This window comes from Corallococcus sp. M7, assembly GCF_054512695.1.
Map to the genome: position 1 here is coordinate 3,258,714 of NZ_CM137252.1, position 26,287 is coordinate 3,285,000.

Annotated in this window: 24 protein-coding genes (1 of these 24 running past the window's edge); 20 read left to right on the forward strand and 4 right to left on the reverse strand. The window is 69.5% G+C overall.

Going from position 1 to position 26,287, the window contains the following annotated elements; genetic code table 11:
• Positions 1–9 precede the first annotated feature (9 nt).
• From ACX114_RS13240 to ACX114_RS13285, 10 genes are all read left to right on the forward strand, one after another.
• Positions 10–2,376, forward strand: a complete 2,367-nt coding sequence (locus ACX114_RS13240; protein WP_459298111.1) for an FtsX-like permease family protein — start codon at positions 10–12, stop codon at positions 2,374–2,376.
• A 2-nt stretch (positions 2,377–2,378) separates the two neighbouring features.
• On the forward strand, positions 2,379–3,053 hold the full coding sequence (locus ACX114_RS13245; RefSeq protein ID WP_459298113.1) for an ABC transporter ATP-binding protein: 675 nt from the start codon (positions 2,379–2,381) through the stop codon (positions 3,051–3,053).
• A gap of 76 nt (positions 3,054–3,129) precedes the next feature.
• Positions 3,130–5,601 (forward strand): outer membrane protein assembly factor BamA, encoded by a 2,472-nt coding sequence (bamA, locus tag ACX114_RS13250; RefSeq protein WP_459298115.1) that lies wholly within the window; start codon positions 3,130–3,132, stop codon positions 5,599–5,601.
• Positions 5,602–5,720: 119 nt separating this feature from the next.
• On the forward strand, positions 5,721–6,287 hold the full coding sequence (locus ACX114_RS13255; RefSeq protein ID WP_120619223.1) for an OmpH/Skp family outer membrane protein: 567 nt from the start codon (positions 5,721–5,723) through the stop codon (positions 6,285–6,287).
• A 15-nt stretch (positions 6,288–6,302) separates the two neighbouring features.
• Complete coding sequence (gene lpxD / locus ACX114_RS13260; RefSeq protein ID WP_459298118.1) at positions 6,303–7,367, forward strand: UDP-3-O-(3-hydroxymyristoyl)glucosamine N-acyltransferase; 1,065 nt, start codon at positions 6,303–6,305, stop codon at positions 7,365–7,367.
• Positions 7,367–7,834 (forward strand): 3-hydroxyacyl-ACP dehydratase FabZ, encoded by a 468-nt coding sequence (gene fabZ / locus ACX114_RS13265; RefSeq protein ID WP_459300152.1) that lies wholly within the window; start codon positions 7,367–7,369, stop codon positions 7,832–7,834. The genes lpxD and fabZ overlap by 1 nt, the downstream gene beginning before the upstream one ends.
• Positions 7,835–7,868: 34 nt before the next feature.
• Positions 7,869–8,645 carry an acyl-ACP--UDP-N-acetylglucosamine O-acyltransferase gene (gene lpxA / locus ACX114_RS13270; RefSeq protein ID WP_459298120.1) on the forward strand — a complete coding sequence of 259 codons (777 nt, stop codon included), beginning with the start codon at positions 7,869–7,871 and terminating at the stop codon, positions 8,643–8,645.
• A gap of 30 nt (positions 8,646–8,675) precedes the next feature.
• Positions 8,676–9,479, forward strand: coding sequence for an LpxI family protein (locus ACX114_RS13275; protein WP_459298122.1), 804 nt, complete (start codon positions 8,676–8,678; stop codon positions 9,477–9,479).
• A gap of 74 nt (positions 9,480–9,553) precedes the next feature.
• Complete coding sequence (locus ACX114_RS13280; RefSeq protein ID WP_459298124.1) at positions 9,554–10,579, forward strand: OmpA family protein; 1,026 nt, start codon at positions 9,554–9,556, stop codon at positions 10,577–10,579.
• Between the two features lie 8 nt (positions 10,580–10,587).
• A complete protein-coding gene (locus ACX114_RS13285; RefSeq protein WP_459298126.1) occupies positions 10,588–11,058 on the forward strand; it encodes a hypothetical protein in 471 nt (156 codons plus the stop codon).
• Here ACX114_RS13285 and ACX114_RS13290 read toward each other — a convergent pair.
• From ACX114_RS13290 to lpxB, 3 genes are all read right to left on the reverse strand, one after another.
• A complete protein-coding gene (locus ACX114_RS13290; protein ID WP_043323010.1) occupies positions 11,051–11,680 on the reverse strand; it encodes a MarC family protein in 630 nt (209 codons plus the stop codon). The two genes, ACX114_RS13285 and ACX114_RS13290, sit on opposite strands and share 8 nt — an antisense overlap.
• A 12-nt stretch (positions 11,681–11,692) precedes the next feature.
• Complete coding sequence (locus ACX114_RS13295) at positions 11,693–12,397, reverse strand: polyprenol monophosphomannose synthase (protein ID WP_459298128.1); 705 nt, start codon at positions 12,395–12,397, stop codon at positions 11,693–11,695.
• Positions 12,398–12,468: 71 nt separating this feature from the next.
• A complete protein-coding gene (gene lpxB, locus ACX114_RS13300) occupies positions 12,469–13,629 on the reverse strand; it encodes a lipid-A-disaccharide synthase (protein WP_459298130.1) in 1,161 nt (386 codons plus the stop codon).
• 63 nt (positions 13,630–13,692) lie between these two features.
• Between lpxB and ACX114_RS13305 the strand changes: the two genes are divergently transcribed.
• From ACX114_RS13305 to ACX114_RS13345, 9 genes are all read left to right on the forward strand, one after another.
• Positions 13,693–15,579: a DUF4388 domain-containing protein gene (locus ACX114_RS13305; protein ID WP_459298132.1), complete on the forward strand. Its 1,887-nt coding sequence runs from the start codon at positions 13,693–13,695 to the stop codon at positions 15,577–15,579.
• Between the two features lie 2 nt (positions 15,580–15,581).
• Positions 15,582–17,366: an ABC transporter ATP-binding protein gene (locus ACX114_RS13310; RefSeq protein WP_459298134.1), complete on the forward strand. Its 1,785-nt coding sequence runs from the start codon at positions 15,582–15,584 to the stop codon at positions 17,364–17,366.
• 169 nt (positions 17,367–17,535) lie between these two features.
• Entirely contained in the window at positions 17,536–18,711 is a 1,176-nt protein-coding gene (locus ACX114_RS13315; RefSeq protein WP_459298136.1) for a PHP domain-containing protein, read from the forward strand.
• 20 nt (positions 18,712–18,731) lie between these two features.
• Positions 18,732–20,000 (forward strand): 3-deoxy-D-manno-octulosonic acid transferase, encoded by a 1,269-nt coding sequence (locus tag ACX114_RS13320; RefSeq protein WP_459298138.1) that lies wholly within the window; start codon positions 18,732–18,734, stop codon positions 19,998–20,000.
• Complete coding sequence (locus tag ACX114_RS13325; RefSeq protein WP_459298140.1) at positions 19,997–20,998, forward strand: glycosyltransferase family 4 protein; 1,002 nt, start codon at positions 19,997–19,999, stop codon at positions 20,996–20,998. Before ACX114_RS13320 ends, ACX114_RS13325 begins: the two co-directional genes overlap by 4 nt.
• Positions 20,998–22,029, forward strand: a complete 1,032-nt coding sequence (locus ACX114_RS13330) for a glycosyltransferase (RefSeq protein ID WP_459298142.1) — start codon at positions 20,998–21,000, stop codon at positions 22,027–22,029. Before ACX114_RS13325 ends, ACX114_RS13330 begins: the two co-directional genes overlap by 1 nt.
• The gene (gene lpxK / locus ACX114_RS13335) at positions 22,026–23,105 is read left to right on the forward strand and encodes a tetraacyldisaccharide 4'-kinase (RefSeq protein WP_459298144.1); all 1,080 of its coding nucleotides are present in this window, start codon (positions 22,026–22,028) and stop codon (positions 23,103–23,105) included. Before ACX114_RS13330 ends, lpxK begins: the two co-directional genes overlap by 4 nt.
• 31 nt (positions 23,106–23,136) lie before the next feature.
• Positions 23,137–24,150, forward strand: coding sequence for a bifunctional heptose 7-phosphate kinase/heptose 1-phosphate adenyltransferase (locus ACX114_RS13340; RefSeq protein ID WP_459298146.1), 1,014 nt, complete (start codon positions 23,137–23,139; stop codon positions 24,148–24,150).
• On the forward strand, positions 24,147–24,635 hold the full coding sequence (locus ACX114_RS13345; RefSeq protein WP_014395511.1) for an adenylyltransferase/cytidyltransferase family protein: 489 nt from the start codon (positions 24,147–24,149) through the stop codon (positions 24,633–24,635). Before ACX114_RS13340 ends, ACX114_RS13345 begins: the two co-directional genes overlap by 4 nt.
• 169 nt (positions 24,636–24,804) lie before the next feature.
• On the opposite strand, the gene ACX114_RS13350 is transcribed toward ACX114_RS13345, so the two are convergent.
• On the reverse strand, positions 24,805–25,914 hold the full coding sequence (locus ACX114_RS13350) for a glycosyltransferase family 9 protein (protein WP_459298148.1): 1,110 nt from the start codon (positions 25,912–25,914) through the stop codon (positions 24,805–24,807).
• 82 nt (positions 25,915–25,996) lie between these two features.
• On the opposite strand from ACX114_RS13350, the gene ACX114_RS13355 reads away from it, so the two are divergent.
• Positions 25,997–26,287 carry the 5' portion of a YicC/YloC family endoribonuclease gene (locus tag ACX114_RS13355; RefSeq protein ID WP_459298150.1) on the forward strand. 588 nt of this gene lie beyond the right edge of the window, so 291 of the gene's 879 nt are visible here — the first part of the coding sequence; its start codon is at positions 25,997–25,999; the stop codon falls past the right edge of the window.

Below are 26,287 nucleotides of genomic sequence, written 5' to 3' on the forward strand. Positions count from 1 at the left end.
CGAGGCCTCGTGCACCCCGCCGAACGGCAGACCGACTATCGCTGGCCCCTCCTGTGGGCCGGCGCCCTCGTGGCCCTCGTGGGAGCCATCCTCCTGGGGGTGGCCATCTCCGAGTCCGAGGCGTGGGCCGAGGTGGCCGGCGCCCTGGGCCTCTCCTTCGTGGGGTGGGGCGGGCTCGTCCAGTCCTTCGACGCCGGGGCGCTCGCCCTGGGCGCCCAGAAGGCCTCGGCCGTGGCCGGCCCCAAGGCCCTGGTGGCCGGGACGCTCGTCTGGCTGGCCGGCTGGGGCCTCATCGCCGCCGGCATCCGCCGCGCGCCGGCCTCCGGTGAGGGGCCGAGCCCCGCCGCGGGTGCGCCCCTGTACCCGCGCCTGGCGCGCTACCGGGACTTCTACTGGAGCACGCTGGGCGCCTACGGCGGCGGCATCCTCCTGGCGGAGCTGGCGCTGCTGCTGCTCCAGACCGTCCTGTCCAGCGGCGTGCCGTCGGATCTGGGCGGCGCGGCGCGCGAGGCGGGTGGGGGGCTTTCGCTGCCTCCGACCATCGCCTTCGCCATCGCGTTCATCGTGAGCATGGGCGTGGCGTTCGCGTCCGGCTTCGTGGGCGCGTCCCGGGCGCAGCGGCTGTCGTTCCCGGAAGCCACCATCGGCGTGTTCTACCTGGGCCTGCCGGTGCCCATCCTCCTGTCGCTGATGGAGCGCGTGCCGTCCCTGCAGCTGGCGCTGGGCTACCGGCTGCGCGAGGTGACGTACGTCGCGGGGCTCATCGGCCGGCCGGAGCTGGCGTACTGGCTCGTCTTCGCCGCGCTGGTGCTGGCGCTCGTGCTGGGCATCAACACGGGCTTCATCGCGGCGGGCAGCGGCCGGGTGGACCTGCGGCTGGGCTTCGAGCTCTTCGTGGCGCGCCGGCACGTGGCGGTGTTCCGCCCGTCGCTGCTGCTGGGCGCGCTCGCGGTGCTGATGTTCGGCATCATCCCGCCGCTCATCGTCTACTTCATCATCCGCGGGGCGGAGGCCGCCGTGGAGCGCACGCGCGTGAAGAACCTGGGCCTGGCGGATCCGCTCGCCGCCGCGTCCGCGCAGCACCGGATGAAGCTGCACGAGCAGTCGCCCACCATGATGATGACCGCCCTGTCCGTGGGCGGCGTGGGCGTGGGCGTGATGGCGCTCATCATCGTGCTCAGCGTGATGAGCGGCTTCGAGGCCGACCTCCAGCAGAAGATTCTGGGCACCAACGCGCACGCGGTGGTGTCGCGCTACGCGGGCGACCTGCCGGACTACGACAAGGTGATGCAGCAGGTGAAGCGCGTGCCCGGCGTGGTCGGCCAGACTCCGTTCATCATCAACCAGGTGATGATCGCCTCGGAGGGCAACGTCGACGGCGTCATCATCAAGGGCATCGACCCGAACACGGTCGGCTCGGTGACGGACCTGCCAGAGAACATCCTGCCCGGCGGCGACCTGGGCCACCTGGAGCAGCCCGCGAAGATTCTCCCCAGCAGCGCGGTGGAGGACGCGGAGCGCAAGTACGCGGAGGAAGACGACCCCATCATCGGCAAGCCCTCCAAGCCCGCGAAGCCCACGGTGCTGCCGGGCATCATCATCGGCCGGGAGCTGGCGGCGTCCTTGCGCGTGGTGGTGGGGGACCGGGTGAACGTCGTCTCCCCGCTGGGCACGGAGCTGGGGCCGTCCGGGCCCATCCCCAAGAGCCGCGCGTTCCGGGTGGCGGGCGTCTTCTACTCGGGCATGTACGAGTACGACTCCAAGTTCGTCTACATCCTGCTCAAGGAAGCGCAGGACTTCTTCGCCGTGAAGGGCGCCACCGGCATCGAGCTGAAGGTGGCGGACATCGACGACGCGCGCCGCATCGCCAACCAGGTGGTGCGCGTGCTGGGCGGCTACCCCTACCGCGCGCGCGACTGGGGCGAGATGAACAAGAACCTCTTCTCCGCGCTGCGCCTGGAGAAGCTGGTGATGGGCATCATCCTGTCCATCATCATCATCGTCGCCGCGGGCCTCATCGTCGCCACGGTCATCATGCTGGTGCTGGAGAAACGGAAGGAGATCTCCGTCCTCAAGGCGCTGGGCGTCCCGGACGGCGGCATCGTGAAGATCTTCCTCGCCGAAGGGCTCCAGATTGGCGTGGCCGGCGGCGTGCTGGGCCTGTTCTCCGGCCTCTCGTGGTGCCTCTTCATCGAGAAGGTCGGCATCAAGCTGGATCCGGAGGTCTATTACATCCCCGCGCTGCCGGTGCGCATCGAACCGGTGCAGACGGCGCTGGCGGTGGTCATCGCGGTGCTCGTCACCTACCTGGCGTCCATCTACCCGGCCCTCAAGGCGAGCAGCGTGGAACCGGTGGAAGGTCTGAAGGCGGAGTAGCCATGGCGCTGTTGTCCATCCGCAACGTCTTCAAGAGCTACTTCCTGCACGGCAAGCGCATTGACGTGCTGCGCGGCGTGTCGCTGGACATCAACGCCGGCGAGCTCGTCTCCATGATTGGCGCGTCCGGCGCGGGCAAGAGCACCTTCCTGCACGTGCTGGGCACGCTGGACGCCCCCGCCGCCGGTGAAGTCCTCTTCGACGGCAGGTCCGTCTTCTCCATGAACGACGCGGAGATCGCCGAGTTCCGCAACCGCACCATCGGCTTCGTCTTCCAGAGCCATTACCTCCTGCCGGAGTTCACCGCGCTGGAGAACGTGGCCATGCCCGCGCTCATCCAGCGCCGGGACCGCGGCCCCTCGTACGCCTACGCCCGCGAGCTCCTGGAGCGCGTGGACCTGGGCAGCCGCGTGGACCACCGCCCCGGCGAGCTGTCCGGCGGCGAGGCCCAGCGCGTGGCCCTGGCGCGCGCCCTGGTGCTCAAGCCCGCGGTGCTGCTCGCGGACGAACCCACGGGCAACCTGGATCCCACGACAGGCGAGGGCATCCACCAGCTGCTCCGGGACGTCAACCGGGACCTGGGCATCACCGCCGTCGTCGTCACGCACAACGAGACGCTTGCTCGCTCCATGCCCCGCCGTCTGAGACTCGCCGGCGGGCAGGTGTCGGAGGCCTGATGGCCACTCGCTTTTGGATTGAGGGGCCCTCCCCCCATCCCGTACATTGCCCCGCCTTTTCCTGGCCGGACTGCACTTGAGGCTCACCGTTCTGCGCAAGTCATTGCTCCCGCTGCTGGCGGTCGCCCTGTGGGCGCTCGGGCCCGTTTCCGCCTACGCCCAGGTGGACGTGGACGCGGGCTCGCCCGCCGTCGTCCCCCCGTCGACTCCCGCCGCCACGCCCGTGTCGCCTCCGGATGGGGGCACCCCCTCGGGCGCGGACGCGCCGCTGGCCTCCTCGCCGGATGACGAGGACACGAACGTCTCCCCCTCGGACCGGGTGGTGGAGATCCGCATCGAGGGCAACCGCCGCGTGGAGTCGGAGGCGGTCCGCCGCGCCATGCGCACCAAGGTCGGTGACCCGCTGACCCGCTCCGCGGAGGACCTCCGCGCCATCTGGGCCCTGGGCTACTTCACGGACGTGCAGCTGCTCGCGCAGCGCATGGCCAACGGCATCGCGTACGTGGTGCGCGTGTCGGAGCGCCCCACCATCCGCGCCGTGGCGCTCCAGGGCAACGAGGAGCTCAACGCGGAGGACCTGAAGGAGCAGCTGGACGTCAAGATCGGCACCATCCTCGATATCGAGGTCGTCCGCGCGACGCAGAAGAAGATCCAGGAGAAGTACGTCGAGAAGGGCTACTTCCTGGCGGAGGTGACCTACAAGCTGGAGCCGTCGGAGGACGGCGCCGCGGTCACCGTCGTCTACGTCATCAACGAGCACTCGAAGGTGATGGTGAAGCAGATCACCCTCCAGGGCGCGGAGAAGGTGTCCCCGGAAGAGCTCAAGGCGACCATGATCACGAAGGAGGGCGGCTTCCTGTCCTTCTTCACCGGCGAGGGCACCTACCGCGAGGAGGCCTTCCAGCGCGACCTCGCCGTCATCCAGATCGCCTACTACGACCGCGGCTTCATCAACGTGCGCGTGGACAAGCCCACCGTGCAGTTGTCCGCGGACAAGCGCGACATCTACATCACCCTGCACATCACCGAGGGTGAGTCGTACGACATCGGGAAGATCGACTTCGCGGGCGACCTGGAGCGCCCACCCGAAGAGCTGCTCAAGCTGATGAAGTCGCGCCCCAAGGAGCGCTTCAACCGCGGCCAGCTCTCCACGGACATCTCCGCCATCTCCGACGTGTACTTCGACAAGGGGTACGCGTACGCCAACATCAACCCGGTCACCTCCGTGAACGCGGAAGACCGGACGGTGGACCTCACCTTCGACATCCAGAAGGGCCCGCTCGTCAACATCGAGCGCATCGACGTCGTCGGCAACACGAAGACGCGCGACAAGGTCATCCGCCGCGAGCTGCGCGTCTACGAAGGCGAGCTCTACAACGGCACCGGCGTGAAGCGCAGCCGCGAGCGCGTCACTGCGCTGGGCTTCTTCGAGACCGTCGAAATCACCCAGCACCCGGGCAGCTCCGACAACGCCATCGTGTTGCAGGTGGAGGTGAAGGAGAAGGCCACGGGCACCTTCCAGGTGGGCCTGGGCTTCTCCAACGTGGAGAACTTCATCTTCACGGCCCAGGTGTCGCAGAACAACTTCCTCGGCTGGGGCCAGAGCGTCTCCGCGTCCGCCCAGATTTCGGGCCTGCGCTCCCTGGTGCAGTTGTCGTTCTACGACCCGTACTTCCTGGACACGAACTACCTCTTGTCCGCGGAGTTCTTCCGCGTGCAGGCGGACTACGACGGCTTCATCCGCAACTCCACGGGCGGCACCATCTCCCTGGGCCGCCAGCTGGTGGACGACGTGCTCGCCACCGTCGGCTACTCGCGGGAGTACGTGGACGTGCAGGCGGGGCAGGGCATTGGCGCGGTGCTGCTCGCCAACCAGTTCCAGTCCGGCGTCACCAGCGCGCTGCGCCTGTCGGTGTCCTTCGACCGGCGCGACAACCGCCTCTTCCCGTCGCGCGGCTTCATCCACTACGGCTCGGTGGAGACGGCGCCCTCGTTCCTGGGCGGCACGTTCCTCTTCAACCGCTACACCGCCTACTCGCGCCTGTACTTCCCCATGCCGCTGGGCTTCGTCTTCAAGACGAACGCCACGCTGGGCTACGTGCAGCAGCTGGACGCCAGCAAGCCGCTGCCCATCAGCGAGCTCTACTACGTGGGCGGCATCAACACGATCCGCGGCTACTACCTGCGCAGCATCAGCCCCACGCTGCTGGTGCCGCGCGCGGACAACCCGGACGCCAACGTCACCGAGTTCCGGGTGGGCGGCAACAAGCAGCTCATCTTCAACTTCGAGCTGGAGTTCCCCATCTTCGAGAAGGCCGGCCTGCGCGGCGTGCTCTTCTACGACGCGGGCAATGCCTTCGGCTCAAACGAGAAGTTCTTCGAGGACCGGCAGGACAAGCTCCCCCTGGGCCTCTTCCACGCGGCGGGCTTCGGCTTCCGCTGGTTCTCGCCCATCGGACCCCTGCGCTTCGAGTGGGGAATCCCGCTCACCAAGCGGCCGTCGGACGACAACATCCTGTTCGAGTTCACGATCGGTAACTTCTTCTGATAGGCATTGACCCCAAGACCTTCCCGGCCCACCGCTCTCCGCCCCTCACGGGCGGAAGTGAACAGGCCGGGAGGGCGGACGTCGGAGCCTGCAGCACCCTTTCCGAGGAGCCGTAACCCATGTCGCTTCGAAGCACCCTGGCGGCCGCCGCCGCTGTCCTGTCGCTCGCCCTCCCGGTTGCCGCTTCGGCCGCCGAGCTCAAGGTGGCCTACGTCGACCTGCAGCGCGTGCTGCTGGAGGTGGATGACGGCAAGGCCGCCAAGGCCCGTCTCCAGAAGTGGCTGGAGGACCGCCAGAAGGAGATCGACAAGGAGCAGGAGGCGCTCCGCAAGGAGAAGGACACCCTGGACAAGCAGGCCAGCGCCATGAGCGAGGCCACGCGCACCCAGAAGGCCACCGAGCTCCAGAAGAAGGTGATGGAGCTGGCGCAGAAGTACGAGCGCAGCCGCGCCGAGGCCGCCAACAAGGAGCGCCAGGAGATGGAGCCCATCGTCAACCGCATCGACCAGGTCATCGCGTCCATCGCGGAGCGTGACGGCCTGGGCATGGTGCTGGACAAGCGCGACTCCGGCATCGTCTTCGCGCTGTCCCAGTACGACATCTCCAACGAGGTCGTGCGCAGCTACAACAACAGCGCCTCCAAGAAGCCTGCGCCGGCGGCCAAGGACGCCCCGGTCAAGAAGTAGGCGTTGGACACCCCCGTGCCTTCCGCACCCAACGCGCACCGGCTGGGGGACATCGCCACCCACGTCCGGGGTGAGCTCCTCGGCGACCCCGGACTGCTCGTCCATGGCCTGAACGGCCTGGAGGAGGCAGTCCCGGGGGAGGTGTCGTTCTACGGCAACCCCCGCTACCGCAAGCAGTTCGAGGCCACCCGCGCCTCGGCGGTGCTGGTGGGGACGGACGCCCAGGCTCGCGACGGCGTGGCCCTGGTGCGGGTGCCCAACCCGCATCTGGCCTACGCGAAGCTCCTCACCCTGTTCCACCCGGCCGCGCGGCCCGCCGCGGGCATCCATCCGGCCGCCCACGTGCACCCGGAGGCCACCGTGCACCCGGAGGCCACGGTGAAGGCCGGGGCGGTGGTGGAGAAGGGCGCCCACGTCGGCGCCCGCACGGTGCTGCACCCCGGCGCCTACGTGGGGGAGGACGCGCGCGTCGGCGACGACTGCGTGCTCTACCCGCACGCCACGGTGCGCGAGCGCTGCGTCGTGGGCTCGCGCGTCATCCTCCACGCCTCGTCGGTGGTGGGCGCGGACGGCTTCGGCTTCGCCTTCGACGCGGAGGGCGAGGACGGCCCCCGCCACTTCAAGATTCCCCAGGTGGGCATCGTCCGCATCGAGGACGACGTCGAAGTGGGCGCCTGCACCTGCATCGACCGCGCGACGGTGGGTGAGACGGTGGTGGGCCAGGGGACGAAGCTCGACAACCTGGTGCAGATCGCCCACAACGTGCGCGTGGGCCCGCTGTCGCTCATCTGCGCGCAGGCGGGCGTGTCGGGTTCGGCGGAGGTGGGCACCGGCGTGGTGCTCGCGGGGCAGGTGGGCGTGGTGGGCCACATCCGCGTGGGTGACCTGGCCAAGGTGGGCGCGCAGTCGGGCGTCGCCCATGACGTTCCGGACGGGCAGGTCGTCAGTGGCAGCCCCGCCATCCCCCACAAGGAATGGCTGCGCGCCAGCGCCGCGTCAGGGCAGCTGGCGGACCTGCTCAAGGAAGTGCGTGCCCTTCGCAAGAGGGTGGAGCTGTTGGAGAAGGAGAAGGGCGGATGATGGACATCGCAGAGATCCAGGCGCTGCTACCGCACCGCTACCCGTTCCTCCTGGTGGACCGGGTGGTGGAAATCGTGCCGGGCCAGAAGCTCACGGCGTACAAGAACGTCACCATCAACGAGCCCTTCTTCAACGGCCACTTCCCGGGGCACCCGGTGATGCCGGGCGTGCTCATCCTGGAGGCGCTCGCCCAGGCCACGGCCATCCTTGCGTATAAGACGGAAGCGATGGACCCGACGCGGCTCGTCACGTACTTGATGGGCGTGGACAACGCGCGCTTCCGCAAGCCGGTGGTGCCCGGAGACCGGCTCCAGCTGGACATTGAAGTCATCCGCCACAAGGGCGCCATCTGGAAGACCAAGGGTGTGGCGTCGGTGGATGGCGCCAAGGTGGCGGAAGGGGAGTTCCTCGCCACCGTGGTGGACAAGAACAAGGCCGCCAAGGGCGACGAGAGCGCGGCGCCGTAGGGCGCGTCATTCGCGCTGCTGAGGAGAGAAGGACATGGCGCAGGTTCATCCCACCGCGGTCGTCCATCCGGGGGCCCGCCTCCACGACACCGTGGAGGTGGGGCCGTTCTCGGTCATCGGGCCCCAGGTCGTCATTGGCGCGGGCACCCGCATCGGGCCGCACGTCGTCATTGAAGGCCGCACCACGTTGGGGGAGCGCAACCACCTCTTCCAGTTCTGTTCCGTGGGCGCGGCGCCCCAAGACCTGAAGTACGCGGGCGAGGACACGGAGCTCGTCATTGGCGACGAGAATCAAATCCGTGAGTTCGTCACGGTGAACCTGGGCACGGTGGCCGGCGGCGGCGCCACGCGCCTGGGCCACAGGAACCTGCTGCTCGCCAACAGCCACATCGCGCACGACTGCATCGTGGGCAATGAGGTCCTGCTCGCCAACGGGGCCGCGCTCGCGGGCCACGTCACCGTGGAGGACTCGGTGAAGATCTCGGGTCTGGTCGCGGTGCACCAGTTCACCCGGCTGGGGCGCTACGCGTTCATCTCCGGCGGCTCCATGGTCACCATGGACGTGCCCCCGTACTGCACCGTGCAGGGCGACCGGGCCACCCTGGTGGGCCTCAACACCGTGGGCCTGGAGCGCGGCGGCTTCACCGAGGAGCAGATCGGCCGCGTGAAGGAGGCCTACCGCATCCTCTTCCGCTCCAAGCTGGGTCTCCAGGACGCGCTCGCGCAGCTTCGCGGGGAGCTCGCCGGTCACCCGGAAGTGGAGCACCTGGTGCGGTTCGTGGAGACGAGCAAGCGCGGCGTCACGCGCTAGGTCCTCTCAAGAGGGCACGGAGGGGAGTGGGTGGAGCGCATCGGGCTCATCGCCGGCAACGGCCAGCTTCCCTTCCTCTTCGCGCGCGCCGCCCGTGCGCGCGGCCTGGAGGTCGTGGTGGCCGCGCACCGGGGAGAGACGGACCCGGCGCTGGAGCAGGAGGTCGGCCACTTCGCCTGGGTTCGCGTGGGGCAGGTGGGCCGCATCCAGAAGGTCTTCCGGCAGGCCGGCGTCACCCGGGCGGCCATGGCGGGCGGCATCGGCCGCGTGCGCGCGCTCACGGAAGCCCGGCCGGACCTGGGCGCGGTGCGCATCATCTCCCGCCTGCGCAGCTTCCGGGACGACGCGCTCCTGCGCGCGGTGGCCGCGGACTTCGAGGCGCAGGGCATCACCATCATCGCGCCCACGGACTTCCTGGGCGAGGTGCTGTGCCCCGAAGGGCACCTGGCGGGCCCCACGCTCAAGCCCGCGCAGGAGAAGGACGTGGCCCTGGGCCGCGAAGTGGCGGTGCTCCTGGGGCAGGCGGACGTGGGCCAGACGGTGGTGGTGCGGGACGGCCACGTGCTCGCGCTGGAGGCCGTGGAGGGCACCGACGAGACCATCCGCCGGGGCGGGAAGCTGGGCGGCCCGGGCGCGGTGGTGGTGAAGCGCTGCAAGCCGGAGCAGGACCTGCGCTTCGACTTGCCCGCCGTGGGGCCCCGCACGCTGGAGGTCATGGCGGAGGTGGGCGCACGGGTGCTGGCGCTGGAGGTAGGGCGTACGGTGCTGTTGGACGCACCCGCCCTCTTCGCGGGAGCCACCGCGCGGGGCATCACCCTGGTGGGCGTGCGGTAGGCTTGCCGGGAATCCGTTCCCCCGGGCTGGAGTTGCCTCCCCACCTCCCCCCGCGACGCCGAGGTTGACGCCGCATGTCCGTCCGACTCCTACCTCTCGTGGCCCTGCTGGGCCTGCCGCTCACTGCCTCCGCGGAGGCCATCCGGGTGTCGCTGGAGGCCAAGGCGGCGCTGGGTGAAGGCGTGCCCGCGCTGCTCATCCACATCGAGGAGCCCATCGACGGCTTCGAGGTGAAGCTCAAGCGCAGCGACGGCAAGACGGTGGAGCTCAAGGGGGGCGGCAAGCCGGGCATCACCCGCCGCGTCGCCCTGGAGCAGCCGGAAGGGAAGTTCCACTACGAGGGCGAGCTCACCGTGCGGTTCCCGGGCGGAGCGGAGCCGGGAAGCATGCCGCTCGCCTTCGACACGGAGCTCAACGGCCCGCTGAAGATGGAGGTGCGCCCGGAGGACGTGGACCTGCCCGGCCGCAAGCTGCGCTTCACGCTGTCGCGCCCGGCCGCGAAGACGGAAGTCACGGTGAAGATGGACACCGGCAAGACGGCCTTCGCGGGCGACGTGGACTTCAAGGGCGCGCCCGCGGGCACGCCGCTGGAGGTGAAGTGGCTGCCGGCGGAGGGCAAGGTGATGCACATCCGCCTGAGGGCCTACGACACCTCCGACTTCTACACGGGCGTGGACCTCTATCCGTGGCAGGTGGACATCCCGCACGAGGAGGTGACCTTCGCCTCCGGCCGCTCGGACATCCCGCCGGCGGAGAAGGGCAAGCTGGACGCCAGCTACAAGAGCATCACGGAGGCGTTGAATAAGTATGGCCGCTGGGCGTCGCTGCGCCTGTACGTGCTCGGGCACACCGACACGGTGGGCAGCACGAACGACAACCGCGAGCTTTCACTCAAGCGGGCGAAGAGCATCGCGTCCTACTTCCGCCAGCGCGGCCTGAAGGTACCAGTGTTCTACGAGGGCTTTGGTGAGCAGTCCCCGGCGGTGCCCACGCCGGACGAGACGGCGGAGGCGGGCAACCGCCGCGCCGAATACATCATCGCGGTGGAGGACCCGTCCCTGACGAACGCGCCCTTCACCCCTCGCTGGCGCAAGCCTTGAGGTGTCACATGGTGGAACTTCCTCGCATCCGTTGGGCGCTCGCCGTGGCGGGCCTGGGCTTGCTGGGGACGGTGGGCTGCGCGCACTCGGTCCCCCTCGCGCAGCGCGTGGAGGCGGAGGATGAGAAGTGCACGCTCCTCCAGGCGCTGATGCGCCAGCCCGAGCCCGCGAAGGCCATCCAGAAGTTCGTCTCCGAGGGCAAGGAGGAGAGGGCCCCCGTGGTCGTCTACGTGCGCCACCCGGAGGAGGCCACGCTGGAGCGCTTCTTCACCGGCGACACCCAGTGCGCGAACGACTCGTTCAAGGTCGTGCAGGAGAACGTGGTGGACGCCGTGGTGGTGTACCTGCAGGAGGTCCAGGGCGGCTACGCGTACGACGCGCAGCGCTCCAGCCCGGACCGCCTCACCATGGACGGCCGCCCCCAGGGCACCGTGCGCAAGGACGGCGCCGTGTGGGTCGCGGGCGCGGACGCTATTTGAGCAGGTCCTTCGCCCCGTCCGCGATGAACTGCACCGCGATGGCGGCCAGGATGAGGCCTGACACGCGCTCCAGGATGGCGACGCCGGACTGACGCAGCACCCGCTGCACCAGGCTGGACGCGTTGAGGATGAAGTAGGTCGCGGTGAAGGTCAGCACCACCGCCGCGACCACCGGCAGCGCGGACACGAAGGACGTCCCGGAGCGCGCCATCAGCACCATGGCGGTGGCGATGGCGCCCGGCCCCGCGAGCAGCGGGATGGCCAGCGGGACGATGGCCACGTCCTCCTTCACCACGCCCTCTTCTTCTTCCGTGGGGCTGGTGCGCGTGGAGGACGGACGGGCGCGCAGCATGTCCAGGGAGGTGATGAGGAGCAGGATGCCGCCCGCCACGCGGAAGGCGCCCAGCGACACCGCGAACACCTGGAAGATGACGCGGCCGAAGACGGCGAAGAACAGCATCATCCCGCACGCCACCAGACAGGCGCGCAGGGCGGTGCTGCGGATCTGCTGCTTGGTGTCCCCCGCCGTCATCGCCAGGAACAGCGGCACGACGCCAATCGGGTCCACCACGAAGAAGATGGCGGACAGCGACACGAGGAAGGTGGACACCATTCCGGACATCGACATGGTGCTCTAGACCGTGAAGCGCAGCTTCCAGACCATGCCCAGCGCTTCGACGAAGATCTTCTTGTTCATCTTCGAGTGCCCCACGCGCCGGTCCTCGAACACGATGGGGACCTCGCGCACTGTGAAGCCCTTGCGCAGGGTGCGGTAGGTCAGCTCGATCTGGAACGCGTACCCGGTGCTGCGCACCTCATCCAGGTTGATGCTCTCAAGCACGCGGCGGTTGAAGCACTTGAAGCCGCCAGTGAGGTCGCGCACGCCCACGCCCAGGATGCTGCGCGCGTACAGCGAACCGCCACGGCTGATGATCTTCCGGCCCACGCCCCAGTTCACCGTGCCGCCGCCATCCACGTAGCGCGAGCCCAGCACCAGGTCCGCGCCGGCTTCGGCGGTGTCCAGGAAGGTGGGCAGGTAGCGCGGGTCGTGGCTGAAGTCCGCGTCCATCTCCAGGATGTACGTGTAGCCCTCGGCCAGGGCCCACCGGAAGGCGGCCAGGTACGCGCGGCCCAGGCCCTCCTTCTTCTCGCGGTGGAGCACGCGCACGCGCGGATTCTTCGCGGCCAGCTCGTCCGCCAGCTGCCCCGTCCCGTCGGGCGAGTTGTCGTCGACGACGAGGATGTCCACACGGGGGTCCGCCGCCAGCACCGCCTGGGTGATGGGGCCGATGTTGTCCCGCTCGTTGTAGGTGGGGATGCAGACCAGCGCACGGTTCATGACCCGGCGGACATACCCCAAACCCGGCGCTGGAACAGCACTCCCGACGCCAACCCGGTCGGTTCTCCGGCTCAGGCGACAGGGCGCGGAGGCAACAGCTCCAGCACTGTCTGGGCCGCGCGGTGGGCGGCCCCCACCTCGCCCAGGCGTCCGCGCACCTCGGCCAGACCCTGGACCATGGCGTCGCGAGGCTCACCCGGCAGCCACACGCGCCGCACCTCGGAGGCGATGTTCTCCGGCGTCATCTCCCCCTGGAGCAGCTCCGGCACCACGCGCCGGCCCGCCAGCAGGTTGATGAGCGACACGAAGGCCACCTTCAGCATCAGCCGTCCCACCCAGTACGTCACCATCGACACGCGGTACACGACGACGAGCGGCCGCTCCATCAGCCCCGCCTCCAGCACCGCCGTGCCGGACGCCACCACCGCGGCGTCGCTCGCGCCCACCACCTCGGGAGCGCGCCCGTCCACCAGCACCGGCGTCACGCCGCTGCCCTCGAAGCGGGAGAGGATCTCTTCCTTCGCGATGGTGGGCGCCACCGGCACCACCACCTGGAGCCCGGGCCGCTCGGAGACGAGCTGCTTCGCGGCCCCGACGAGGGTGGGCAGGATGCGGCGGATCTCACTCATGCGGCTGCCGGGCAGCAGCGCGAGCGTGGGAGCGTCCTCGGGCAGGCCCAGGCGCTGGCGGAACTCGCGGGCGCTGGCGGACCTGGGCATCTGCTCCAACACGGGACTGCCCACGTAGCGTGCGGGCACCCCGGCCTCCCGGTAGAAGTCCTCCTCGAAGGGCAGGATGCAGAGCATCCGGTCCACCAGCCGCTGGATGGTGCGCACGCGGCCCCGGCGCCAGGCCCAGATCATCGGGGACACGTAGTAGGCCACCGGGATGCCCAGGGCCTTGAGCTTCTTGGCCAGCCGCAGGTTGAAGTCCGGGATGTCCACCAGGATGGCCACGTCCGGTCGGCGCTCTTCGGCGGCCTGGGCCAGGTCCTTCATGATCCGCAGGATGCGGGGGATGCGGGGGAGCACCTCCGTGATGCCCATGACGGACACTTCACGGGCGTCGTGGATGAGCTCCACCCCCCGGGCGGCCAGCCGGGCGCCTCCCATGCCGAAGAAGGTGAGGTCGGGGCGCAGGGCCTGGAGGGCGGCGACGAGCTCCGAGGCATGGGTGTCGCCGGAGGCCTCGCCGGCCACGACGAGGATGCGGGGGGAGGATGGCTGCGTCATGGGAGGCAAGACCCTCATCGTAGCTGATGCGCGGAGGGAGGGAGGTTGTAGACTGCGGCCCCCTTGAAGACGCTTCTGCTCGCTGAGAGCCACCCCCCGACCCTGGAGCACCTGACGGGCCTGCTCTCGCAGGCCGGGTACACCGTTCGGGCGGTGAATGACGCCGTGATGGCGTTGGAGCACTTCTCGGCGGACAACCCGGACGTGGTGGTGCTGGGCGTGGACCTGCCGCGCGTGGAGGGGCAGCACGTCGTGCACCTCATCCGGGGGCACAGCCAGGGCGGCCGTGTCCCCATCGTGGCCATCGACAAGGGGCACCTGGGCCGCGCGAAGGGCGTGGGCTCGGTGCTGGACCTGAAGGTCAACGCGTACATTCCGGATCCGCTCAAGCCCGGTGAGCTGGTGCCCCGCCTGGAGGCGCTGGTGAAGGCCGCCCAGGCCATCCCGCTCACGGGCCTGGCCGCCACGCTGTCGCGCCCCGCGGTGGCGGCGGGGGACCTGAAGGCCTTCCCGTTGCCGGCGCTCCTGCACTCGCTCTACCGGCTGCGCCGTGACGGCGTGCTGGTGGTGGCCCTCAAGGGGTTGTCACGGCGGGTGTTCTTCCTGCGCGGCGGGCCGGTGAACTTCGACTCCTCCGCGAAGGAGGACGCGCTGCCCCGCTTCCTGCGCGAGCGGAAGGTGCTGACGGAGGCGCAGGAGCAGCCGGTGGTGGAGTCGCTCGCCTCGGGCCTGCGCATCGGCGCGGCGCTGGCGGACGTGGGCGTGGAGGCGGTGGGCGAGGACCTGCTGGCGCTCCTGCGAGACTTCACCCGGGACAGGCTCGGACGCGTGCTGGCCATGCGCGAGGGCCGCTACGCGTTCTACGCGGGCGACGAGTTCTCCTCCGAAGTGGCCTCCGTGGATCAGCCCGCTCTGGCCCCGCTGCTGGAGGCCGCGCGCAAGCGGATGCCCCTGCGGGTGGTGGCGAACGCGCTCAAGGCGCACCTGAACGAGTACCCGGTGCGCTCGGCGGACTTCGGCCGGGACCTCCAGTCGATGGCGCTGGACACGGAGGACATCAAGCTGGCCATGCAGGTGAATGGCCGCATCGTGCTCAAGGACCTGCTGGCGCACGGGCGCGCGGAGCTGCGCGCGGCCTACACGCTGCTGTGGTTCCTCAAGCTGACGGGCGGGGTGACGTTCTCCGCGACGCCGGTGGCCACGGGGACGGACGTGCTGAGCGCGGCGGCGGTGCCGGACGTCATCGCGCCGCGCAAGCGCAAGAACCTGCCCGCGGAGACGGCGGCGGCGCTGCGCGAGGAAGCGGTGCGCATCATCACGCGCAGCTACTTCGGCGGGCTGGGCCTGGACCTCGCGGCGGACAAGGAAGCGGTGGAGCGCGCGTACCACGAGACGGCGATGCGCTTTCACCCGGACACCTACGCGGAGTTCGACATCTCCGACCTGCGCGACCTCTTGGAGCAGGTGCAGGAGAAGCTGTCCGCGGCGTACCGCGTGCTGAGCGTGGACGAGAAGCGCCGCGCCTATCTCCAGTACTTCTTCAGCCGTCAGGAGGTCGTGGGCCGCGCGACCGCCATCAACGTGGACGCGGAGCTCGCGCTGCGCCGGGGCGAGTCCGCGATGAAGCGGGGCGACTACAAGGCGGCCATCCAGGGCTTCGAGGAAGCGGTGTCGCTCAACGGCAGCGAGCCCGAGTACTACTCGTATCTCGCCTGGGCGAAGTACCGGGGCTCGCCCGGGCCGCTGATGCAGCGGGCGCTCGCGGCGCGCAAGGTGCTCAAGCAGGCGCTCACGTTGGATCCGTACCTGGAGCGGGCGCAGATCATCGCGGCCATCATCGAGATCGACCTGGACGACGCGCCGCTCGCGCGAAAGAAGCTGATGAAGGTGCTGGAACTGAACCCGTATTCGGTGCTCGCGAGGGCGGCGTTGCAGAAGGTGGTGAAGTAGTCATGCATCGCGTGCTCTGGCGGCTGCTGCGGTACGCGAAACCGCACGCGGGAATCCTCGTCCTGGCCTTCGTGTGCATGGCGGTGTTGGGGCTCGCGACGGGCGCGTATGCGTACCTGCTGGGCCCGGCGCTGCGCTTCCTGTTGTCGGGAGGCGAAGAGGGCTTCGCGAGCGCGCACCGGGTGCCGTGGCTGGCGGGCCTGCCGCGAGAGGCCGCGCTCTGGGGCTTCCCGGTGGTCGTGCTGTGCGTGGGCGCGGTGAAGGGCGTGGGGTACCTGGGCCAGTTCTACTTCATGGGCCTCTTCGCGCAGCGAGTGGTGAAGGACCTGCGGCGAGACCTGTTCCTGCGGCTCACGGCGCTGTCGCCGTCGCAGCTGTCGAAGGAGCGGACGGGAGATCTGCTCAGCCGCTTCTCCTCGGACGTGATGGCGGTGGAGATGGCCGCCATGTACACGGTGGGTTCGTACCTGCGAGACACCATCCAGGTGCTGGTGCTCGCGGGCGTGGCGCTGGCGATGAGCCCGATGCTCGGAGGGCTGATGCTGGCGGTGATTCCGCTGGCGGCGCTGCCCGCCTCGAAGCTGACGCGCAAGGTGCTGAAGGGAACGCGAGAAGGGCAGGCCCACCTGGGCCAGCTCGCGGGCCAACTGCACGAAGGACTGGGAGGGCTGCGCACCATCCAGGCCTTCAACGGTCAGCAGGCGGAGCTGGCGCGCTTCGAGTCCTACGCGAAGGCCCACGAGGAAGCGGTGGTGGGAGCCGCCTGGGCGCGAGGAGGCGTGCCGGGCTTGATGGAGGTACTCGCGGCAGCGGCGCTAGCGGGAGCGCTGGGGTACGCGGCTGCGACGAGGGCAATGGAGCCGGAGGCGCTCCTGTCGCTGCTCACGGCGGTCATTCTCGTGTACCAGCCGGTGAAGGACCTGGGCCGGGTGACGCAGTTCGCGGTGCAGGCGGGAGCGGCGGGAGAGCGCCTCTTCGCGTTGCTCGACCTCAAGCACCCCGTGGAGGACGCCGCCAATGCGGTGCCAGCGCCCGCGCTGCATGAATCGCTGCGCATGGAGGACGTGCGCTTCTTCTACGGAGAGCGCCGGGCGTTGGACGGGCTGACCCTGGACCTCAAGGTGGGGCAGGTGGCGGCGCTGGTGGGAGGCAGTGGAGGCGGCAAGAGCACGGTGACGTCGCTGCTGCTGCGCTTCGAGCGTCCCCAGCAGGGCCGCATCCTCCTGGATGGAGTGGACGCGGACACGTACACGGCGGCGAGCGTCCGGAGTCAGTTCGCGCTGGTGACGCAGGAGCCGCTGCTCTTCCACGGCACCGTGCTGGAGAACCTGAGGCACGCGAGGCCCGAAGCGACGAAGGAGGAAGTGGAGGCCGCGGCGAAGGTGGCGAACGCGGACGCCTTCATCCAGGGCCTGCCGCAGGGCTACGACACGCGCATCGGCGAGCGAGGCGTCATCCTGAGCGGAGGCCAGCGCCAGCGCCTGTGCATCGCGAGAGCGGTGCTGTCCAAGGCCCCGGTGCTGGTGCTGGACGAAGCGACCAGCAGCCTGGATCCAGAAAACGAGCGCGAAGTGCAGGCAGCACTGGCGAAGGTGCTCCCCGGCCGGACGGCGCTGGTCATCGCGCACCGGCTGTCCACGGTGACGAACGCGGACGTCATCCACGTGGTGGAGGCAGGCCGCATCGTGGAGAGCGGGAGCCACGCGGACCTGCTCCAGAAGGAAGGCCGCTACGCCGCCATGTGGCGCCTGCAGACCTCAGGCCCCGTTGAGCGGGGAGCGGCGTGAGCAAGGCCGTCAAGGCGAAGCAGTGCCTCGCTTTGGCAATTGGCCCTGCGGACGTCCTGTCCCATCGAGCGGAGAGCGGCGTGAGCGAGCCGGTCACGGCGAAGCAACCCGTCGTCCGGGCGATAGCGCCGGGGGAGCCGCTACGCAGCAAGGTAGCGCGGAGGGCGGTATGAGCAAGGTCGGTACGGCCAGGAAGCCTCTCTCCCTGGTGATCCGCGCCGTGTTCGGAGTGCTGTTCCTGCTCCTGGGAGTCGCGGGCTTCTTCGCCTTCGCGGCGGGCTTCGCGGACTACCCCGTCGTAGAGCCCGCACCGGACGCGAAGCCGTGGATCCGCGGCGCGTACCACGTGCACACCACGCGCTCGGACGGGAACGGGACGCCCGCGAAGGTCGCCCGGGCGGCGAAGGCGGCGGGCCTCGACTTCGTGGTGCTCACGGACCACAACGACTTCAAGCCGCCCGCCGCGACCTGGGTGGACGGAGTGCTGCTCATTCCCGGGGTAGAGATTTCGACCAGCGCGGGCCACCTGGCCGCGTTCGGAATGCAGAGGCCCATCGAAGGCGTGAAGCCCTGGGGCCCCCCGGACCAGGCCATGGTGGCGGTGGAAGCCGCCGGAGGCACGGCGGTCCTCGCGCATCCAGTCCAGACGAAGAACCCCTGGAAGGACGAAGCGACAGCGCACCAGGACCCGGGCTTCGAGCTGTACTCGGCGGACACCTTCTTCCGGCAGGCACTGCGAAGCCCCATGAGCCGGCTCCTGCCCGCGGTGGGCGCCTCCCTGGTGAACCCGGTGCACGGCGTGATGCTGCTAGCGGTCCCGGAGCCACGTCCGACGGAGCGCTTCCTGGAGCTCGCGCGAGAGCGCAAGCGAATCGCCCTGTGCGGCAACGACGCGCACGGCGTGCCCGCGTACGAGGACATCTTCAACGCGCTCGGAATGGAACTCCCGCCGGACGTGCTGACGGGCCCTCTGTCCCAGAACGCGCGAGAAGCCGCGGCGCAGGTCACGCAGGCCCTGGCGAGCGGCCAGGCACTCTGCGTCTTTCGCGCGCTCGGAGAGCCTCATGGCTTCGCCCTGGAAGGCTACGACGTGAACACGAGGGAAGCCCCCGTGGGCACGGTGCTGACGGTCCGCCTCCCGCAGCACACCCCGGGAACCATCGAGGTCCGGGTGTGGGGAGATGGCCGCCTGCAACCCGACGGGCAGCACATCGAGCTGACCGGCCCCGGAGCCGTCCAGGTGGAGGTCTGGGCCCGAGCACCCGGACGTTTCTTCGGCCACGAGTGGCGGCCCTGGCTGGTCCCCAGCCCGGTGCGAGTGGTGCCGAGACCGCCGGGCATCTGATAGAGCGCGGGACGTCGCCCATGCGCCTGCTCTACGTCGTCGCCACCTACGTCCTCTTCGCGCTGCTGTTCCCGGTGCTCTGCGTGTACCGGAAGACGCGTCATGGGCTGAAGCAGCGGTTGGGCTTCTACGGGCCAGGCGACATCCCAAAGGGAGAAGGCCCGCTGCTGTGGTTGCACGGAGCCAGCGCGGGAGACCTGCTCGCCCTCGCGCCCATGTTCGGCCCCCTGCGCAAGCAGTTCCCCGGCTGCCGCATCGTGCTCTCGACGATGACGGACAGCGGCCACGCGATGGCAAGGGACCGTCTGGCGAAGCAGATCGACGGAGTCGTGTACGCGCCCTACGACCTCTGGGGAGCGACACGAAGGGCGGTGCGAGCCCTCCAACCGGACCTCCTCGTCCTCGAGTACACGGAGGTCTGGCCCAACCTGATCCGCGCCGCGAAGCAGTCCGGAGCGAGCGTGGTGATGACCAACGGGCGCTTCTCACCCTCGAACGTGGGGAAGTACCGGACGCTCTTCGGCCTCATCGAAAATCCGCTGAAGGACATGGACCTGTTGCTGATGAGGCAGGACGAGGAGGCCGAAAGGGCGAAAGCCCTCGGTGCACCGGCCGAGCGGGTCCTCACCACCGGAAACACCAAGTTCGACGCCCTCGCGGCGGGACCAGCCCCCGAGGACGAAGCCCTGCGCACCGCCCTCGGCCTGTCCCCAGAGGACCCGGTGTGGCTCGCGGGGAGCACGCACGAGGGCGAGGAAGAAATCCTGTTGCAGGTGTATCAGCGTTTACGGGAACGCTGGCCCACGCTGAGTCTGGTCATCGCGCCGCGCTACCTGAACCGGGCGGAGCGCATTCAGACCCTCGCGCGGGAGCGAAACCTGACCGTCGGCCTGCGCTCACAGGGCAACCCGGAGCGAGCGCCGGTGGTGGTGATGGACTCGATGGGCGAGCTGTCGCGAGCCTATCGCCTGGCGACGGTGGTGTTCGTGGGAGGCTCGTTCACGAAGCGAGGCGGCCAGAACATCCTGGAGCCAGCGGGGCAGGGCAGGCCGGTGTTGTTCGGCCCGCACATGGACAACTTCCGCGACAGCGTCGCGGTGCTGCAAGGCAACGGAGGCATTCAGGTGGCGGACGGAGAAGCCCTGCACGCCGCGCTGGAGGACCTCCTCGCCCATCCCGAACGGCGGCGGCAACTGGGAGCCCAGGCCGAAGCCACGGTGCGCACCATCTCCGGAGCCAGTGAGCGCAACGCGGAAGCCATGGCCACGCTAAGGAGGGCTCCTCGATGACCCTCATCGTCCATCCACACTTCCACAAGCGCTACACGGGAGTGACGCGGCACGTGGAGTCCGTGGTGCCCGCGCTGGCCCGGGGCGACGAGACACGGGTCATCGGCTCCGGCCTGACGGAAGCCCTGCCGCGCATCACCTGGGGAGAGTTGATCCGCCGCTCGCACCGGGAGCCCATCGTCTGGCACGCGCACCGGAACAACGAGCTGCTGGCGGGGATGCTCCTGAAGGCGTTGGGAGGAAGGGTCCAGCTCGTCTTCACCCGGCACACGTCGGTGGCACCCACGGGCTTCACCCGTTGGCTCGCCAGGGGCGCGGACGCGCTGGTATCGCTCACGAAGCAGATCTCGGACGTCATCGCGCTCCCGTCCACGGTGATTTCGCACGGCATCGACCTCCAGCGCTTCCACCCACCGGAAGACCGCGACGCCGCATGGGCGAGGCTTCAGCAGAGAGGCCGCTATGGCATCGGAGTCATCGGACGCATCCGTAAGGAGAAGGGGCAGGGCGACTTCATCGAAGCGCTGAGGCCGCTCTTGCCGCGGCGGCCGGACTGGCAGGCGGTGCTGGTGGGGCTCGCGAAGGGGCCGGACCTGGCATGGGTGAACGGGCTGCGCCAGGGCATCGAGGACCGGGTGCTCCTCGCGGGAGAGCAGTCCACCATCGAGCCCTGGTACCAGGGCCTGAGCATCCTGGTGCATCCCTCCTACGCGGAGGGCTACTCGCTGGTGCACGTGGAGGCGATGGCCTCCGGGTGCTGCGTGGTGGCCTCGAAGCTGCCGTACCTGGACACGCTCATCGAGCACGGCCGCACGGGCTTCTTCTTCGAACCCGGAGACGTGAAGGGCCTGCGCGACCTGTTGGACGAACTGACCCGCGAACCAGCGCGGGCCCGTCAGGTCGGCCGCAACGCGGCGGAGGAAGCGCGCAGCCGCTGCGGCGTCGAGCACGAAGCCCGGGCGCTCCGTGACCTCTACCATTCGCTGGTGAAGCGCTGATGCGCATCCTGCACCTGTTCGCGAGCCCCTTCTGGAGCGGCCCGGCGGAGAACATCGCGCTGCTGGCCCAGGCGCAGCGGGCCCTGGGCCACGAGGTCACGGTCGCGGTGGACCGCAAGCGCCGGGACATCGCCGCCGAGGAACCTGCCGTTCCCCGCTTCCAGCAACTGGCCCTCCTGGACGACGGAGGCCTGACGTTGTCCGTGAAGTCCCCACCCTGGGAGCTCTGGAGCGACCTGCGAGCCCTCCGTCGCAGGACAGTGGACGTGGTTCACGCCCACTTCACCCATGATCATCTCGTGGCGCGTTGGGGAACGCCGAAGGGCGCGGTGCGGATCCGCTCCATCCACGCGCCCCGTTCGCTGCGCTCCTCGCTGCCCGAAGCCGCCGCGTACACGGTGCCCGCGAGCCACCTGATGCAGAAGCTCGAAGGCAGGCACCGCCCCGTCCAGGTCCTGCCCGCACTGGTGGACCCGATGTTCGAGCCACCCCGGGACCGCAAGGCCCTCCGTCAAACCCTGGGCCTCGACGACACGCATCTCGTGGGAATGATCTCCACGTTCCAGCAGAGCCGCCGTCACGCGCTGGGAGTCGAAGCCTTCGCCGCGTACCGGAAGCAACGTCCCGAATCCCGCTTCGTGCTCATAGGCGACGGCGCGCTGCTCGAAGCGACCCGGACACAGGTGTCGGAGCGAGGCCTCACCGAACAGGTGACGTTCGCGGGCTACCAGCAGGGAGCGGACTTCGCGAAGTGGCTGCAGGCCCTGGATGAAGTCTGGATCCTCGGCCTGGGGAACGACTGGAGCGCGAGAGCCGCGGCGCAAGCCAGGGCCTGCGGAGTCCGAGTGGTCGCGGTGAACGAAGGAGCGCTCCCGGAGCTGTCAGACGCGAGGGTGGAATTACCCACGGTGGAAGCCGTCCTCACCGCCGCGTTGTCCGGAGCAAAAGCAGGCACTCTGCACCCGACGAACGAGCACATCGCCCGGGACATCCTGACCCTCTACCAGAAGGCAGCGGAGCCACGGCGATGACGGGCGGACCCACGGCCCTGGAGCGGATCTTCTATCCGCCGGCACCGGAGCCCTGGACCCGTCGTGCTCTCCTGTCACCACTCACGCTGTTGTCCTGGACCTACAGCGGAGCAGTCCGCCTCCGTGGCGCCCTCTACGACTCAGGGCTGAAGCGAGCCGAACGAGTCGAAGGCCTGCGGGTCATCTCCATCGGCAACCTCAACGTCGGAGGCACGGGCAAGACCCCCGCGGTCCTCCATCTCGCGGAGCTGCTGATCCGCGAAGGACGCAAGGTCGGAATCCTGACCCGAGGCTACGGACGCGAGTCCCAGGAGCCAATCACCTTCACCGGAGCGGAACCCCTGCCCGAGGTGACGCAAGCCGGAGACGAACCCCTGCTGCTCGCACGCCGGTGTCCAGGAGCCCGGCTCTTCGTGGGAGCGAACCGCGTCGCGGCTGCCTTCCGGGACCGGGACGACTTTGGCCTGGACACGGTCCTCCTGGACGACGGCTTCCAGCACCGCCGTCTGCACCGTGACGAAGACCTGGTGGTCGTGGACGAAGCCGTGGGCCTGGGCAACGGCCAGCTGCTCCCAAGAGGCCCGCTGCGAGAGCCCCCAGCGGCCCTGCGCCGCGCCACGCTCCTCTGGCTGAGAGCCTCCTCGGGGGATGCCGCCCCCAACCCATGGCTCGAAGCAGTGACCGCCCCCAGGGTCCGCACGCGCTATGGGCCCACGGGCTGGTGGGACCCTTCAGGCACCGAGCACGCGACGAAAGCGCTTGAAGGAAGACCGGTCCTCGCCCTGGCGGGGCTGGCCCGGCCCGGAGGCTTCCTGAAGACCGTGACCACACTCGGAGCGGAGGTCCGGGACGCGGCCCTCTTCCCGGATCACCATCGCTTCACGGCGGACGAGCTGCGCCAGGTCGAAGCCCGGGCCCGCCATCACGGAGCGCTCGTGGTGACCACGGAGAAGGACGCGGTGCGCCTGCCCGCCGGCTTCGAGGCCTGGGTGGTGCGCCTGGGAGTGGAGGTCCTGGAGGGCGAAGCGCATCTGAAGCGGGCGCTCGGGCTGTCGGGAGAGACGCGCGACTTGTGAGGGCTGGACCGCTGTGGGACAACGCGCGCCCATGCCCGCGGCCCCGTCTTCACGTCCGGCAGCATCGTCCTCGCGCCTGCCACTCGCCTTCGCGCGCCGTCGGGTGTTGCTGGTGGGAGACCTGGTCGCCGACCACTACCTCTACGGACAGACGGACCGGGTGAGCCGCGAGGCCCCCGTGCTCATCGTCCGGTACGAGTCCTCGGAGGTGAAGCTCGGAGGCGGAGCCAACGTGGCGGCCAACATCCGCGCGTTGTCGGGGCAGGTGACGGCGGTGGGCGCCCTGGGCGTGGACTCCATGGGCAGTGAGCTGCGCAAGCTCTTCGAGTCCGCGGACATCCAACTGCAAGCGGTCAGCAGCCGGAGCATCCAGACGGAGACGAAGACGCGCATCCTCGCGGGAGGCATCAGCACCACGAGGCAGCAGATGCTCCGCGTCGACCGGGGCCAGCGAGGCCCCCTCCCGCCCCGGATGCGCAAGGCCATCGCCAGGCAGGTCGAAGCGGCGGCGAAGGAAGCGGACGCGGTGGTCGTCTCTGACTACGGCGCGGGAGTCGTCAGCGACGAGGTCCGGACCGTGTTGCGGAAGCTCGCCGCGGACGGCCTCCCGGTGTGCGTGGACAGCCGCTACGCGCTCGCGGCCTTCGCGGGCCTCACGGTGTGCAAGCCCAACGAGCCGGAGCTGGAAGCGCTCACGGGCCGTCCGGTGCGCACGAAGGAAGACCTCCTGGAGGCCGGTCACGAAGCGGTCCGCAAGCTGGGCTGCAAGGCCCTGCTGGTGACGCGAGGCCGCCATGGCATGGCCGTGTTCGACGCGAAGGGTGGGGTGGACCTCATCCCCGTTCACGGAGCGAAGTCAGCGGTGGACGTGACGGGAGCGGGCGACACCGTCATCGCGAGCTTCGCATTGGCACTCGCGGCCGGAGCTTCGTTCGGTGAAGCCGCGAGGCTCGCGAACGTCGCGGGCTCATTGGTGGTGCAGAAGCCCGGCACGGCGACGGTCTCCCGTGAAGAACTCCTCGAAGCGCTGCGGAGCTCAAGATGAACACCCTGGACAAGCTTCGTCCCCTGGCCGCCATCGCGGAGGAACGGGAGCGCTGGCGCGAGCAGGGCCGAACGGTGGCCCTGGCCAACGGCGTCTTCGACCTGCTGCACGTCGGTCACGTCCGCTACCTGGAAGGGGCGAAGGCCCTGGCGGACGTGCTGGTGGTGGCGGTGAATTCGGACGCCTCCACCCGGGCCTACAAGGGGCCGGGCCGTCCGCACATCCCGGAAGCGGAGCGCGCGGAGTTGGTCGCGGCGCTGGCCTGCACGGACCGCGTCGTCGTCTTCGATGAGCCGAACGTGCGGACCATCATCCGCGCCCTCAAGCCAGACGTGCACGTGAAGGGGACGGACTACACGCCGGACTCCATCCCGGAAGGTGACGAGGTCCGCGCTTACGGAGGCAGGACGGCGGTGGCGGGAGACCCGAAGGACCACAGCACCACGGAACTGGCCCGCCGGCTCGGCCGCGAAGGCGCGAAGTAGCCCATGCTCCTGGACCCGGTGCTGCGGTCCGTTCTGGGATGTCCCCACTGCAAGGGCCCGCTCGACGAGCACCCGGGGCCCCCGACCGAAGTCCGCTGCGGCAGGTGCCTGCGAGCCTGGCCCGTGGAGGAAGGCATCCCCCAGATAGTGCCCGAGCAGGAGCGACCGCTCACCCCGTGAGCGAGGTCCGCTCCGCGACGAACGACCGGACCTCCGCGGCCACGCGCTGCTCCAAACCCACGCCGGAAGCTCCATCCACGATGGGCGTCAGGTCCACCATCCGGTGGGGTGCCACCGCATGGCCCCAGCGTTCCATGTCGATGCGCAGGAAGAACGCGAGCGTGGGCGCGCCCACGGCGACCGACAGGTGCATGGGCCCGGTGTTGTTGCAGATGGTGAGGCCCGCGGCCCGCATGAGCGCACCCAGCTCATCGATGCTCGTCGCCGGAGCCAATTCCGCCCCCGGAGCGCCGGAGATCACGGTCTGAGCCAGGGCCTCCTCTCCCGGCCCCCACGTCACGACCGGCGAATAGCCGAGCGAAATCAGCTCCCGGGCCGCCGCCGCGAACGCCTCGGCCGGGATGCGGCGCTCGCCCAACCGTCCCCCCGGGTTGATGACCGCGCGCCGCGAACCCGTCCCGGAGAACGTCGCCAGATAGCCGCGGAACGCCTCGCCCAGCACCGGCTCCCGGAATGAAAGCCCCTGGGCGACAGCGCCCTTCGTCAGGGGCGTCAGCAGGTGGGTGCGCTGAATGGCCTCGTGCCGCGTATCGGATCGGGCAGGCACGGACACCGACTGCAGCCGCGACACCGGCCAGATGCCGGGTCCAATGACGACCGCCTTGGGGCCCACCATCCGCGAGACGAGCGCGCTCGTCACCGAAGGAGCACTCCAGTTGGCGCAGTCGACCACGGTGTCATAGCCCGCGCGACGGAGGGCACGGATGCCCGGCGCCAGCGGCCCCAGCCAGAGCATGCGCCGGTCGAACGCCAGGACCGCGTCCGCGTCAGGGTGTCCCTGAAGGACGCGAGCCACCTTGGCGTGCACCAGCACGTGCACCTCAGGAGGAGGGTGGAGATGCGCCTTGAGGGTCCGCATCAGCGGTGTGGTGAGAAGGGCCTCGCCCACGCGGTTGTCGGGCCGGACGAGCAGGACCTTTCGCGGGTGGGGGAGGGGCGTTCCGGGAGAACGGCGACGTCCGGGGCGCCAGAACAGGAGGGAAGCCAGGAGCGTCAGTGCCAGCTTCGCCCACGTTTCAAGCCGCTTGTGCCACGCCATCGGCGGCGGACCCTACCAGAATTGGAACGGACACAAGACGCTGGCTTGACCTTGGGACCGAAAGCCCCTAGCACCCGGCCCGATGCTCAAGAGCATGACCGGATTTGGTTCGGGCCGCGCCCGCGTGGGGGACGAAGAGGTCTCCGTGGAAGCACGCTCGCTCAACCACAAGTTCTGCGAAGTGAAGGTCCGGCTGCCGCGCGAACTGTCCGCGCTCGAGCCTGCCCTCGTGAAGCAGGTGAAGGACCGCCTCGCGCGAGGCTCGGTGGAGATCCTGGTGCGCCGGCAGGCCGCCACGGTTTCGGGCAACGTCCCCACGGTGGATATCGCCCTGGCCCGCGAATACGCGCGCGCCTTCCGCGAGGTCGCCGAG